This is a genomic window from Chitinophaga eiseniae (genome assembly GCF_900167135.1).
Classification (GTDB): domain Bacteria; phylum Bacteroidota; class Bacteroidia; order Chitinophagales; family Chitinophagaceae; genus Chitinophaga; species Chitinophaga eiseniae.
The window spans coordinates 167311-180040 of record NZ_FUWZ01000003.1 but is presented as its reverse complement, the minus strand read 5'-3'; the positions used below and the strand labels follow the sequence as shown (position 1 = coordinate 180040).

Sequence of the window (12730 nt, the reverse complement as noted above, 5' to 3'; positions counted from 1 at the left end):
TTTCACTATATAAAAAGCGATGCATTTGTTATTTTGTCCGAAACGTCGGAAAAAATTGCCCTTTATGAAAAAACTATTGACCATGCTATTGCTGCTGCTGGGCAGCACTGTACTGTACCCATCTTCTTCCAATGCCTTACCGAAAGATACTTTGCCCGTGCGTGGCTTTTGTATTGCAGCGCCTATGGGCGCCGGTCTGGCGCCTTTCCTGAAATTTATCCGCGAAGAACTGGCGCCGCGGCATATCAACACGCTGGTGCTGCGGGTGGATTTCAACTATGAGTATACCTCTCATCCTGAGCTGCGTGATCCCGGCGCGCTGACCAAAGCGCAGGTGAAGGAGCTGGTGCAGGTGTGCCGGCAACACCAGATCCGGCTGATCCCGCAGATCAATCTGCTGGGGCATCAGTCGTGGGCTGGCACTACGATGAACCTGCTGAAGGTATATCCTGATTTTGACGAAACCCCCTGGGTGAAGATGCCAGCTAAATATGAGTGGCCTAATGCCGACGGCCTGTATTGCAAAAGCTATTGCCCGTTGCATCCGGGGGTGCATAAAGTGGTGTTTGAACTGGTGGACGAGGTGATGGACGCTTTTGAGGCCACTGCTTTTCATGCCGGTATGGATGAGGTGTTTTATCTCGGGGAGGACAAATGCCCGCGTTGTGGCGGCCGTGACAAAGCGGAGCTGTATGCCGGAGAGGTATGGAAGATCCGTAATCACCTGGCACAGAAGGGCCGTACCTTGTGGATCTGGGGCGACCGTCTGCTGGATGGTAAAACCACCGGTATGGGTATGTGGGAAGCGAGTATGAACAATACGCATCGTGCTGTTGATCTTGTGCCTAAAGACATTATGATCTGCGACTGGCATTACGAGCGTCCTGACAAGTCGCCGGTTTACTTCGCATCCAAAGGGCTTCAGGTGATTACCTGTCCGTGGCGCAAGCCCGATAACGCCGTGGCGCAGCTGAAAGACATGTACGATTTCCGCAGTTCCGCCACGCCGGAGATGAAGCCCCGTTACCAGGGCATGATGCAGACGGTATGGTCGGACGCCGGTCATTTCCTCGAAGAGTTCTATGGCCGTGGCAAACAGCAGGCAGATACGGTGAATACAAGCGCCAACTGTTTCCGCGCTGTTTTTAAGAAGTAGCAGCGTACGTTTCGTGATGTAAGAAAGTACCTCTCTCAACATGAAAAAGCACAGGGCTTGCCTCATTGGCAAGCCCTGTGCTTTTAGCAGTGACTAAGGAATTGAATAACCCCGTAGCCCCATGGATTAATAATGTTTCCGCAGCAGCGGGATATATATTTCGCAGGCGGTGGTGCCGTTGAGCACCATAAAGAAGTGATTGCCGCTCATTTTGAAATTACCTTCTTTACAGTTCTGATTGATGAAGTTATACATCGGGATGCCGGCGGTGGCGAAGTCCATGGGAACGGGCAGCCGGAGGTAGGTGCCGCCGGGGATACGTTTTCGCATCAGGTAACCGTAGTTCGTTTCCATATGCTGGTGGGCAGCGGCGGCATGCAATGGTATGCTGAGGCCGGCGTAGATGGATATTTTCTCGTAGTCTGTCACCGGAACGGAATCGAGGGTGCCGGTGATGATTTTAGCGGTAGCGATTTCTATTTGTCCCAGTATTTTGCTGATAGCGTTGTAATACTGGTTCATTTTGGCGATCATTTCACCGATCGGGTTCTGACCGCGGGACAGCAGGGTATAGTACAGTACAGAGTCGGGCAGTTGTACTCTTTCGCCGCGGTCGTACCGGAAGAAGTTCCCGAAGATATCTGTGCCGGCGGAGGCGGTGATGGTTTCGATGATCTGGATGGTCCTTTTTTCGTTGGGTAGTTCTGCGATGCGACGGAACTCTTTGGGGCTTTCCTTGAAGTGTTGTTTGAAAGCCTTGCTGAAAGCCGCCGTAGTGGCGTATCCGCATAGATCGCTGATGATACCGATAGAGTGGCCGCTATGGCGCAGCAGGCCGGCGGACAGTTCGAGGCGGTGACGTTTTACATAGTGCCAGAAAGGCTCTCCCATGTAATCCGCAAAGTTGTGATAGAAATAGGAATAAGAGATACCAAGACGATCTGAGACATCTTTGATGCTGAAGGTGTCGCCAACGTGATCGTCAGCATAGGACATTCCCTGCAGGGCAAGATGTTCCAGTTGTTGTTTGGTGATAACAGCAGATTTTGACATACTCGATTTTTGGTTACTTCACGGGATGGGTGATTCGCTTGTCCTTATAGTTTGTCCTTGAAAAAAATAGGCACGGATGTATTAAAGTTATCTTCCAAGTTAATTTTTTTTGGTGGTAACCTGTTTGTTTTTTTGAGAAAAAAAATTTCAGGTTGATAACCAGTGTTGTATAACCGAAAAGTGTATTTATTTTAATCATATGTGGGTTTTTTGCTATTGAATTCCCCCCGATTTTACCCACTGCAGGGGGGGTAAAAAAAACCAGATTGGACAAGTTTTCATCCGGTTGATTTGGTAATTTCAGTGATAGGCTAATGCCAGGTAACCACGATTAAAAGACATTGCAACGCTCCATTTCCATCCGATACTTTATGTTGCCGATCCTGTTGTGGGGTTGTGCCGGCCGGGATACTATCCGGGAAGGCACAGCACCGTCGCAGGCTACTGTTGATGGTACAGCTTTGGCGCTTTACATATTGGTGCCCTTGTTTTTGCTGCTGGGGATATTGTTGCTGGTATGCTGGATGGTCATGGTACGTCAGCGTAAAGCTTTATTGTTAGCGGAGGTAAACCTGCATCAGCAGGAGATCCGTTCTGCCACGCTGGTATTTCAGTTGCGCGAGGCGTCCCGCAGGTACAAGGCGTTACAGCAGAATGCCGGTGTTTCGCGGGGGCGCGGTCATTCCGGCAGCGCTTTTCCGGAAGAGGAAGATGACATCTCTGATATATAACCGGGTATTTTTTGTTTGTATTTACCTGTATTTCAGTAGGTTTGTTCACATGCAAGTTATTTTTCAGATCACTGCGGCCGCCCCGGAGGCGCAGAAAGCTTTATTAGGCCAGCTTCACAACCTGTTACAGTATTATCATGACCGGCAATCCCGTATAACCGTGGAGGTAGCCGTGCATGGCGACGCTTATCCGTTATTGTTTACTGCTGATAATCCTTTTGCCGGCAAGGTAGAGGAGCTGCATGCCCGGTCGGTGAGCTGGCTGATCTGCCAGAATACGATCAATGGCAGGCAGTTGAAGATGGACCAGCTGTTGCCCTTTGTGGAAGTGGTGCCCGCTGCGGTGGCCCACCTGGTGGAGCGGCAGGCGGAGGGTTGGGCTTATATCCGTTGCTGACCTGTTTTTCATATTTGTTTTTTCACAGCGTATTACTTAATTGGTTTATTAGTTTATTTTTACATCTTTAATAGTTTATTCGGGGATGCGGACTTTTTTACAGTGAGCTCACCAAATAAAACTGTTAATTAGGACGTTAAATAGAGCAGGACTAACCTCTTAAAACCAAAATACTTTGAAATTCAGAAAATTTGCCGGAATACTGTTGTTATCCATGGCAGTACCCTTTTTTAGCTTCGCGCAGGATTGGCATGTAGGTGCTTTTGCCGGTATTTCCAACTACAGCGGTGATCTTGTTCAACAGAAGGTAGACCTGAAATACACCCGGCCGGCACTGGGCCTGTTGGTGAGAAAAGACATTAACCGTTACCTGACGCTGAGGGCCGGTTTTACCTGGGGCATTGCCGCTGCGGCTGACAGCACTAATGCCGAGGCTAGTCTAGTAGCCCGTAACCTTAGCTTCCAAAGCCATGTTTTCGAAGGCAGCCTGATTGCTGAGTTCAATTTCCTTGACCTTGATGAAAAAGGATTTACTCCTTTTGTGTTTATTGGCGTGGGTGGTTTTGGATTTGATCCTACCGCGAAAGATATCTCTGGTAACAAAGTTCGTTTACGTCCCCTTGGCACGGAAGGGCAGGGGCTTCCACAGTATCCGCAACGGCAGCCTTATGATCTTTTTGCCTGGTCTTTCCCGATGGGAGCAGGGGTGAAGGCTATTCTCAATGACAAATGGACGCTCGGTTTTGAAATAGGGCTGCGACCCACTACCACTGATTATCTCGATGATGTGAGCACCAACTATGTGGACCAGAACACGCTGCTGGCGTACCGTGGCCAGAAAGCGGTGGATATGGCTTTCCGTGGCGACGAACTGTCCGGTAAACAGACCCCCGGGGTGTATCCGCCGGACGGCACACAACGCGGTTCCAATAAATACAAAGACTGGTATGCCTTTTCCGGTTTTACCATCACTTACCGCCTTGGCGGCGGCAGCGGCTGGGGCAAGGTAAAAGCTACCCGGTGCCCGATACTCCGGTAACGGTGACGGCCATCTATGTTGTGTTATGGCATAGAGTTTGTTTTCGTTTTTCCGACTTTCAACCCCCAATAAAGTCCATTTATAAACTGTATCCCGGCCCAATAAAGCCGGGATTTCTTTTGTGGTAAAGGGATTGGGATTATTGGCATAGTTGTTGGTTTTATCTGTTTAAACAGGTAAAGAATCGCAAAAACCAGCTTAAAGTAGCTGAAAGTATGGTTCAGAAATCGCGGAGAGAGTAGGAAAACACCGAACTGTAAAATAAGCTGGTATGCATTCTCCTGTAAGGTCAAATCGAAGTGTCATGAAGAACAAGATAATATATGCAGCGGCTGTGATGATGTTGGCAGGAACGATCCACCTTTCCGCACAACACCGGCCACCGGCTCCACCACTTCCGCCGCCGCCTCCAAGGCATCTTCCGCATCCGCCTTTACCGCCAAGGCCGCCGTTGCCGCCGAGACCACCAGGGCCATCGCATCATGTACACCGGCCGCCAAGGCCCCCGCGTCCACCGATGCCGCCTCACCGGAAACATTACAAGAAATACAAACACCATAAACACAGGTACAGCTACGCCGGATATCCTGGTGCCCAATATGCGGCTAATTCCGTCGTCACACTGTATAACATGTAACACACTACAACATTTATTTGCCAACCAATCTTAACAAAAACCAAGAAACATGAAAAAAGTACTGCTGATGATGCTGCTGCTGGGTGGTACCGTAGCTACTACCTACGCCCAGAGAGGCTGGGACCGCGGAAGAGGACATGGTCACGGCCATGGTTATGGCCACAACAAACATTACGACAAGTGGGAAAAGAGATACTGGAGAGACAGGGATTGCCGCGATGATTACTACCGTCCGAGAAGAAGGGTTGTATATGCAGAACCGGCTTATTACCCGGTACCTGTGCCCGTTCCGCCGCCGCCACCAAGACCTTACTACGCCCCGCGGCCCAGAGCTGTGTTTCACGCCGGCGTCACTATCGTCAATTGATAACTGAGAACAAATAAATGAGATGCCTCCCGGTTTATTCCGGGGGGCATTTTTTATTGCGGCGCGGTATGTTTACTTTTGTTCATTGGTTATTAGATAAATTAATGATGGCATATAAAAATCTCAGGCATTTTATAGAGAAGCTGGAACAGGAAGGCGAACTGCTGCGCATCAGCACCTATGTAGACCCGAAGCTCGAAATAGCGGAAATCACCGACAGGGTAAGTAAAATGTCCGGTGGCGGCAAAGCCCTGCTGTTTGAAAATACCGGTTACGATTTTCCGGTGCTGATCAACTCTATGGGTAGTTACAAACGGATGTGCATGGCATTGGGCGTACAGGAGCTGGACGACGTATCGAAGGAGATTGAAGCGCTGTTTAAGATGCTGTCCAGGCCTAAAGAGAGCATCCTGGACAAACTGGCCATGCTGCCCAAACTGGGACAGTTCGCCTCCTGGATGCCGAAGGTAGTAAGCGGAAAAGGCGCCTGCCAGGAAGTGGTGATGACCAATCCCGACCTCGGCAAACTACCGGTGCTTACCTGCTGGCCTAAGGATGGCGGCCCTTTCATTACCCTTCCGGTGATCCATACCAAAGATCCCCTGACCGGCAGCCGTAACGTGGGCATGTACCGTATGCAGGTGTTTGAAAAGGATATGACCGGTATGCACTGGCATAAACATAAGGTCTCCGCCAAACATTTCATGGAATATAAAAAACTGAACAAACGTATGCCCGTGGCCGTAGTCCTGGGCGGCGACCCGGTTTATACCTATTCCGCCACCGCTCCGCTTCCGGAAAACGTGGATGAATACATGCTGGCCGGTTTCCTGCGTAAGAAAAAAGTGGAACTGGTGAAATGTATCAGCCAGCCGGAGATCGAAGTACCTGCAGACGCGGACTTTGTCATAGAAGGATATGTAGACCCCGGCGAAGAACTCATCTGGGAAGGTCCTTTCGGTGATCATACCGGCTACTATTCGCTGGCCGACTGGTATCCCCGTTTTCATGTGACGGCCATCACTCACCGTAAAGATGCGGTGTATCCATCCACGATAGTAGGTATCCCTCCGCAGGAAGACGCCTGGATCGGTAAAGCGACCGAACGTATTTTCCTGGCGCCCATCAAGATGACGCTGGTGCCGGAGATTATCGATATGGAAATGCCGGTGGAAGGGGTGTTTCACAACCTGGTGATCTCACAGATCAAAAAAGACTACGCCGGACAGGCGCAGAAAGTGATGAATGCCATGTGGGGCGCCGGGCAGATGATGTTCAATAAAATCCTTGTGGTGAGCGACGAAGGCGAAAGCATCACCGACTATAAAAAACTGGCGCAGTATGTATTCCGCAACCTCAACCCGGCTACGGACATTTACCTGAGCCAGGGCCCCATGGACGTGCTGGACCATTCCTGCTCCAAAATGGGCTTCGGCGGTAAGATGTGTATAGATGGCACCCGGAAATACGAGGAGGAAACCGACAACACCTACCAGGAAGCGCCTGCGCCCAAAATGCTGGACGGGGCCGCCATCATGCAGCAGTTCCCCGAGATCAGGGGGATCAACAGCAGCCTGCTGGCCATCGACATCCCCTGTATCCTGGTATCGGTGCAGAAGAACCGGCCTTTCCATGTAAGGGAGCTGAATGAGCAGCTGTATACCTTACCGGCGCTGGCGGGCATTAAGATGGTGCTGTATGTGGAACACACGGTGGACGTGACCGACCTGGCCTCCGCCCTGTGGCGCTTCTGTAATAATATGGACCCTAAGCGCGATAGTTTCGTGGTACGCCAGCCTGCTGAAAATGGCCGCTATATTGGCGCCATCGGCATGGACGGCACGCTGAAAACAAGGCTGCTGGACAACTTCGAGCGCGATTGGCCCAATATTATCGTGGCCGACGATGCGACCATCCGTAAAGTGGACACCCTCTGGAAGGACCTGCAAATAGGACCTTTTGTGGCTTCTCCTTCTCTCAAATACAAACATCAGATATATGGCGAAGAAGCAGTGGTGGAGCAATAGCGTGGTGCTGTTGCTGCTGTTGACAGGCAGTATTTCCGCTGCCGCGCAGGTACGCCCTGCCGACTTCAGGATGCTGGACAGGCTGGCCGGTACCTGGAGAATGAAAACCAAACTGGGTTCTGTGCTGGAGACATGGTCCCGTACCAATGACTCTACCTGGACCGGCAGGACCTGGCGGGTAAACGGCACAGACACCACGCTGCAGCAGTCTGTTGAGCTGGTGCGTCAGGGCAACGATATCTTTTTCATTCCCGTTTATGAGGGTCGTATGGAGACTACGCCGATCCGGCTGAAGGTACGGGTGTTGAAGGCGATCGGTTTTGTAGCGGAAGATCCGGCAAATGACTTCCCGCGGAAAGTAACTTACCGTTTTACGGACGAGGAGCATATGGATGCCAAGGTGGTAGGAGAGCGGGACGGGACGGTCGAAGAGTATATTTTCCCGTATCGGAAAGCTGATTGAGACAATCACCTGGTAGTATATACGAAAAAAGCGAAGACCGGAAGGTCTTCGCTTTTTTCGTATATGCTGTACGTTTATTTGTGGATTTCAGACGTAAAGTTGAACTGTATGTCCGGGTTGTTGGTCCTTTCGGTATTGAGGTACCATTCTGACTGGGCCAGGTATACGAGGTGTCCGTCTTTATCTTCCACGATGTTGGCGGATTTGAAGCGGATGAATTCCTCGATTTTGTCTTTAGGGCCGGTGATCCAGCAGGCTTTATAGAATGGCAGTGAGTTGAACTGGGCGGCGGCGCCGTATTCCTGCAGCAGGCGGTATTGAATTACCTCGAACTGGAGATCGCCTACGCAGCCGATGATTTTGCGGTTGCCGCCGTGCTGGGTGAACAGCTGGGCAACGCCTTCGTCTGTCAGCTGGCGGATACCTTTTTCGAGCTGTTTGGTTTTCATCGGGTCTTTATTGACCAGTTCCTTAAACAGTTCAGGGGAGAAGCTGGGGATACCGGTGATATAGAAGTCTTCTCCTTCGGTGAGGGTATCGCCGATTTTGAAGTTACCGGTATCGAACAGGCCTACCACGTCGCCGGGATAGGCATCGTCCACGATATTTTTCTCACGGGCCAGGAAGCTGTAGGGATTGCTGAAGCGCACATCCTTGTCGAGGCGCACGTGGTGGTAGAATTTGTTTCTTTCGAATTTGCCGGAGCATACGCGCAGGAAGGCGATACGGTCGCGGTGGCGTGGGTCCAGGTTGGCGTGGATTTTAAAGACGAAGCCGCTGAACTTATCTTCCTGCACGTCGATTTCGCGGGTGCTGGATTCGCGGTTGCGTGGTGTGGGAGCTATTTCCACGAAGGTGTCCAGGAGGTCTTTTACGCCGAAGTTGTTGACAGCGCTGCCGAAGAACACTGGTGCGAGTTTGCCCTGCAGGTACTCTTCTTTGTCGAACGGATCGTATACGCCTTCGATCAGTTCCACGTCGCCACGCAGCTGTGCGGCGTCTTTGGTGTCGAAGTGTTCGTCCACGAAATTGCTGGAGAGGTCAGGGAGGGGCACCACATCTTCGTCGGTCGCTTTTTTATTGGGCTGGAAGGCCACGAAGCTTTTATCGTACAGGTTGTATACTCCTTTAAAGTCTTTACCCATGTTGATGGGCCAGCTGAGGGGTCTTACGCGGATGCTTAGTTTTTCTTCCAGTTCATCGAGCAGGTCGAAGGGGTATTTACCATCGCGGTCCATTTTATTGACGAAGATGATCACGGGGGTGTCGCGCATGCGGCATACTTCCATGAGTCTTTCGGTTTGTTCTTCCACCCCTTTTACGCAGTCGATCACCAGTACCACGCTGTCCACTGCAGTGAGGGTACGGTAGGTATCTTCCGCAAAGTCCTTGTGACCGGGGGTATCGAGGAGGTTGACCAGGATATCGCGATATTCGAAGGTCATAACGGAAGTGGCTACGGAGATACCTCTTTGCCGTTCAATTTCCATGAAGTCGGAAGTGGTGTGCTTCTTGATTTTATTGGATTTCACCGCGCCGGCCGTCTGGATGGCGCCGCCGAACAGGAGGAATTTTTCTGTCAGCGTGGTTTTACCGGCATCCGGGTGGGCGATGATAGCAAAGGATTTTCTTTTATTTATTTCGTTAGCGTACTTCATATAGAACCAAAAAATGGCTGCAAAGGTAACTAAATTTTTTTTCCGGCTATATTTCGTGTTTATTGGCAAGGAGCGTGCCTATAAATCCGTTAAATTTGGAATATGATTGCTACCCTTAAAATATTGCTGACCAGTTTGAAGATGGCGATTGATGAGCTGCGGGTGAACAAGCTGCGTACTTTTTTGTCGCTTTTGGGCGTCACCATTGGTATTTTTTGCATTATTACCGTTTTTACGCTCACCAACAGCCTGGAGAGGAACATCCGGAGTGACCTTGCCGCGTTGGGAGACGATGTTATTTACGTTCAGAAGTGGCCATGGGGTGGTAACGGGGAGTACCCGTGGTGGAAATATATGAACCGGCCGGTACCGGAGTACAAGGATTTCCGGCTTATCCAGGACAAGGTGCAGAGTGCGAGTTATGTGGCTTTTAATTTCGATGTTTCCGGCAAGAAGGTGGAATTTGGGGACGATTATATGGAGGGGGTGACGATAATGGCCGTCAGCAATGATTTTGACAAGATACAGCAGATGGCGATCGTGCAGGGACGTTTCTTTGCCAATACGGAAAGTAATGGGGGCTCCAATGTGGCCATCCTGGGGGCTACCATCTGGGACGGCCTGTTCCGGTCGCCGGAGCAGGCGCTGGGCAAGTTAGTCCGCGTGATGGGACGAGAAGTGAAAGTCATTGGGGTCTTGAAGAAAAAGGGGGAGAGCATGATCGGCGGGCCCAACTATGATAATGCGATCATGTTGCCGTACCGGTTTGCCCGGACGCTGGTAGACGAGCGGCGGTATGCAGATCCTTATATCCAGGTGAAGGCGCGGGCCAATGTGTCTATGGACCAGCTGAAAGACGAGCTGCGGGGCACTTTGCGGGCGTCGCACCGGCTGAAACCGAGGGAGGAAGACGATTTTGCCCTAAACGAGATCAGTTCCGCCAGTGAGGGCCTGAACTCCATCTTCGGCGCTATTAATGTGGGGGGCTTTTTTATTGCCGTTTTTGCGTTGATCGTGGGCGCCTTCGGGATTGCCAATATTATGTTCGTTTCGGTGAAGGAACGGACGAGTATTATCGGGCTGAAGAAAGCCATTGGAGCGAGAAGGGGTATTATTCTGGCTGAATTTCTCATGGAAGCCGTTGTTTTATGTCTTATCGGGGGATCTTTAGGGTTGCTGCTGGTATATCTCTGTACAGTTGTCATAAATTTGGCCAGTACGTTCCAGATGTACCTGTCTATGAACAATGTTATTCTGGGGCTGTCTATTTCTGCGGTGGTCGGGGTGCTGGCGGGTTTTATACCTGCCTGGTCAGCCAGTAAGCTGGACCCGGTGGTGGCCATCAGGAGTAATTAATGATCATCCCTCAAATAATCTGGTATGAAAACAGTGTCCCTATGCGCGGTTCTGTTTATATTTGCAGCGTGCAAGACGTCGCCCCCGGTCAGTAGTTGCCGGTATGCCGGTGTGGTAAAGGATTTGAGCGGTATTGACGGTTGCGGGCTGATGATCGAGATGAAAGGTGGCGTTTTACTGCAGCCGGCAGAGTTTGCCGTTCCGGGGTTTACCCTGAGGGCGGGGCAGGCGGTAAGGTTCGACTTTATGGAGCTGAAGGACCGGGCGTCGACCTGTATGAGCGGCCGGATAGTGCGCATAGAATGCATTGAGGAAACGAAATAATGGATAGTAAGTATATGCGAAGAGGCGGGAGTATTCCCGCCTTTTTTGTTTATTTTTGCCGCTTATGTCAGTGAAAATATTAGCGATAGAATCTTCCTGTGATGATACCGGCGCGGCCGTGCTGGTAGACGGAAAGGTCCTCTCCAACCATATAGCGAACCAGAAAATACATGAACAATACGGTGGGGTGATTCCGGAGCTGGCCTCCCGTGCGCACCAGGAGAACATTGTACCGGTGGTGGATATTGCCTTGCGGACCGCAGGTGTGAAGCCGGAGGAACTGAGTGCTATCGCCTTTACCCAGTCGCCCGGCCTGATAGGCTCCCTGCTGGTAGGCAGCTGTTTTGCCAAATCCATGGCCATGGCCCTCAATAAGCCATTGATCGGCGTGCATCATATGCAGGCGCACGTGCTGGCCAATTTCATTGACGATCCCAAACCTGATTTTCCTTTTCTCTGTCTGACGGTTTCCGGCGGGCATACACAGATCGTGCTGTGCGAAAGTCCGCTGAGCATGCGGGTGATCGGCGAAACCCTCGACGATGCCGCAGGCGAGGCGTTTGACAAGAGCGCGAAGTTATTGGGACTGCCTTATCCCGGCGGCCCGTTGATTGATAAATATGCCCAAACGGGCGACCCCGGCCGGTTTAAATTCCCCGAACCGCGCATCCCTGAGTTGAACTTCAGTTTCAGCGGCCTGAAGACGGCCATTCTTTATTTTCTCCAGGAAAACCAGCAGCAGGACCCGGCTTTCATTGAAAAGAACCTGCCGGATATCTGTGCTTCCATTCAACAACGTATTATCAGTATCCTGCTCAACAAGGTGCTGAAAGCTACCCGGGAAACCGGTATCCGTGATGTGGCCATTGCCGGCGGCGTGAGCGCCAACAGCGGCTTGCGGAAAGCCCTGCAGGAACATGGTGAAAAATACGGCTGGCGCACCTTTATTCCTAAATTTGAATATTGTACCGATAATGCGGGTATGATTGCCATTGCAGCGTACTATAAGTACCTGGCCGGCGCCTTTACCGCGCTGGACGCAGTGCCCACTGCAAGGGCGGCATTCTGAGCTTCCGCTGTCCGTTGACCGGATATGCCCTGTCCGCACAGCAGTGCCGGCACGCGTTGTTATGCGGTACAGGAAGCCGATGTTTATTTACCACTAAAAAAAGAGAAGATGGTATCCCTTCGTGTGCGTTAAACGATTTAGCTTTAGACCGAAGCGGAGTAGATAGGAGCGGAGAGGCTTTGTGGGAAAGGAAGACAGTGAGTGGGAGTGCTTGGGGTATGAGAAAGAGCGGAATGAAGTATGGCTTTCGGTAAAAGAGAACGGAACGCAGAAAGGTTTTTGGTAAAAGAGAACGGAACGCCGGACAGCTTTGGGCATAAGAGCGGCAAGCCGGACAGCTTTAGTAGCAGCGAGTGGAAGCGGGCAGGGTGGATAGCTGAAAGGGGAGATGGAGGGGAAAAAAGCTTTGCGGGTAACGGAAAGAAGAGAGTCGTGGGTCGGTTTTTAAAAGTA

At 51.1% G+C, this 12730-nt stretch carries 12 protein-coding genes; 10 read left to right on the top strand and 2 right to left on the bottom strand.

What is annotated here, in order from left to right:
• Positions 1-64 precede the first annotated feature (64 nt).
• Positions 65-1156, top strand: a complete 1092-nt coding sequence (locus B5D63_RS19490) for a family 20 glycosylhydrolase (RefSeq protein ID WP_078670520.1) — start codon at positions 65-67, stop codon at positions 1154-1156.
• Positions 1157-1282: 126 nt separating this feature from the next.
• On the opposite strand, the gene B5D63_RS19485 is transcribed toward B5D63_RS19490, so the two are convergent.
• A complete protein-coding gene (locus B5D63_RS19485) occupies positions 1283-2209 on the bottom strand; it encodes a helix-turn-helix transcriptional regulator (RefSeq protein ID WP_078670519.1) in 927 nt (308 codons plus the stop codon).
• Between the two features lie 371 nt (positions 2210-2580).
• On the opposite strand from B5D63_RS19485, the gene B5D63_RS19475 reads away from it, so the two are divergent.
• From B5D63_RS19475 to B5D63_RS19450, 6 genes are all read left to right on the top strand, one after another.
• On the top strand, positions 2581-2940 hold the full coding sequence (locus B5D63_RS19475; RefSeq protein WP_078670517.1) for a hypothetical protein: 360 nt from the start codon (positions 2581-2583) through the stop codon (positions 2938-2940).
• Between the two features lie 49 nt (positions 2941-2989).
• On the top strand, positions 2990-3337 hold the full coding sequence (locus B5D63_RS19470) for a DsrE family protein (RefSeq protein WP_159456079.1): 348 nt from the start codon (positions 2990-2992) through the stop codon (positions 3335-3337).
• Positions 3338-3512: 175 nt separating this feature from the next.
• On the top strand, positions 3513-4376 hold the full coding sequence (porG, locus tag B5D63_RS19465) for a type IX secretion system protein PorG (protein WP_078670515.1): 864 nt from the start codon (positions 3513-3515) through the stop codon (positions 4374-4376).
• A gap of 686 nt (positions 4377-5062) precedes the next feature.
• Positions 5063-5380: a hypothetical protein gene (locus B5D63_RS19460; RefSeq protein ID WP_078670514.1), complete on the top strand. Its 318-nt coding sequence runs from the start codon at positions 5063-5065 to the stop codon at positions 5378-5380.
• Positions 5381-5484: 104 nt separating this feature from the next.
• Positions 5485-7407 (top strand): menaquinone biosynthesis decarboxylase, encoded by a 1923-nt coding sequence (locus B5D63_RS19455; RefSeq protein ID WP_235021589.1) that lies wholly within the window; start codon positions 5485-5487, stop codon positions 7405-7407.
• A complete protein-coding gene (locus B5D63_RS19450) occupies positions 7379-7870 on the top strand; it encodes a hypothetical protein (RefSeq protein WP_078670513.1) in 492 nt (163 codons plus the stop codon). Before B5D63_RS19455 ends, B5D63_RS19450 begins: the two co-directional genes overlap by 29 nt.
• Before the next feature lie 74 nt (positions 7871-7944).
• Here the strand turns inward: B5D63_RS19450 and B5D63_RS19445 are convergent, their stop codons facing one another.
• On the bottom strand, positions 7945-9528 hold the full coding sequence (locus B5D63_RS19445; protein ID WP_078670512.1) for a peptide chain release factor 3: 1584 nt from the start codon (positions 9526-9528) through the stop codon (positions 7945-7947).
• A gap of 102 nt (positions 9529-9630) precedes the next feature.
• Here B5D63_RS19445 and B5D63_RS19440 point away from each other — a divergent pair, with 102 nt between their 5' ends.
• The 3 genes from B5D63_RS19440 (at position 9631) to tsaD (ending at position 12277) form a co-directional block, all read left to right on the top strand.
• The gene (locus B5D63_RS19440; RefSeq protein WP_078670511.1) at positions 9631-10884 is read left to right on the top strand and encodes an ABC transporter permease; all 1254 of its coding nucleotides are present in this window, start codon (positions 9631-9633) and stop codon (positions 10882-10884) included.
• Positions 10885-10908: 24 nt separating this feature from the next.
• Positions 10909-11208 carry a hypothetical protein gene (locus B5D63_RS19435; RefSeq protein WP_078670510.1) on the top strand — a complete coding sequence of 100 codons (300 nt, stop codon included), beginning with the start codon at positions 10909-10911 and terminating at the stop codon, positions 11206-11208.
• Positions 11209-11272: 64 nt separating this feature from the next.
• Positions 11273-12277: a tRNA (adenosine(37)-N6)-threonylcarbamoyltransferase complex transferase subunit TsaD gene (tsaD, locus tag B5D63_RS19430; RefSeq protein WP_078670509.1), complete on the top strand. Its 1005-nt coding sequence runs from the start codon at positions 11273-11275 to the stop codon at positions 12275-12277.
• Positions 12278-12730 lie beyond the last annotated feature (453 nt).

Excerpts from the sequence above, each read along its gene's own strand:
- B5D63_RS19470 (WP_159456079.1), top strand. The coding sequence starts at position 2,990 with ATGCAAGTTATTTTTCAGATCACTGCGGCCGCCCCGGAGGCGCAGAAA.
- B5D63_RS19455 (WP_235021589.1), top strand. The coding sequence starts at position 5,485 with ATGATGGCATATAAAAATCTCAGGCATTTTATAGAGAAGCTGGAACAG.
- B5D63_RS19485 (WP_078670519.1), bottom strand. The coding sequence starts at position 2,209 with ATGTCAAAATCTGCTGTTATCACCAAACAACAACTGGAACATCTTGCC.
- B5D63_RS19440 (WP_078670511.1), top strand. The coding sequence starts at position 9,631 with ATGATTGCTACCCTTAAAATATTGCTGACCAGTTTGAAGATGGCGATT.
- B5D63_RS19435 (WP_078670510.1), top strand. The coding sequence starts at position 10,909 with ATGAAAACAGTGTCCCTATGCGCGGTTCTGTTTATATTTGCAGCGTGC.
- B5D63_RS19445 (WP_078670512.1), bottom strand. The coding sequence starts at position 9,528 with ATGAAGTACGCTAACGAAATAAATAAAAGAAAATCCTTTGCTATCATC.
- B5D63_RS19460 (WP_078670514.1), top strand. The coding sequence starts at position 5,063 with ATGAAAAAAGTACTGCTGATGATGCTGCTGCTGGGTGGTACCGTAGCT.
- B5D63_RS19475 (WP_078670517.1), top strand. The coding sequence starts at position 2,581 with ATGTTGCCGATCCTGTTGTGGGGTTGTGCCGGCCGGGATACTATCCGG.
- tsaD (WP_078670509.1), top strand. The coding sequence starts at position 11,273 with ATGTCAGTGAAAATATTAGCGATAGAATCTTCCTGTGATGATACCGGC.
- B5D63_RS19490 (WP_078670520.1), top strand. The coding sequence starts at position 65 with ATGAAAAAACTATTGACCATGCTATTGCTGCTGCTGGGCAGCACTGTA.
- B5D63_RS19450 (WP_078670513.1), top strand. The coding sequence starts at position 7,379 with ATGGCGAAGAAGCAGTGGTGGAGCAATAGCGTGGTGCTGTTGCTGCTG.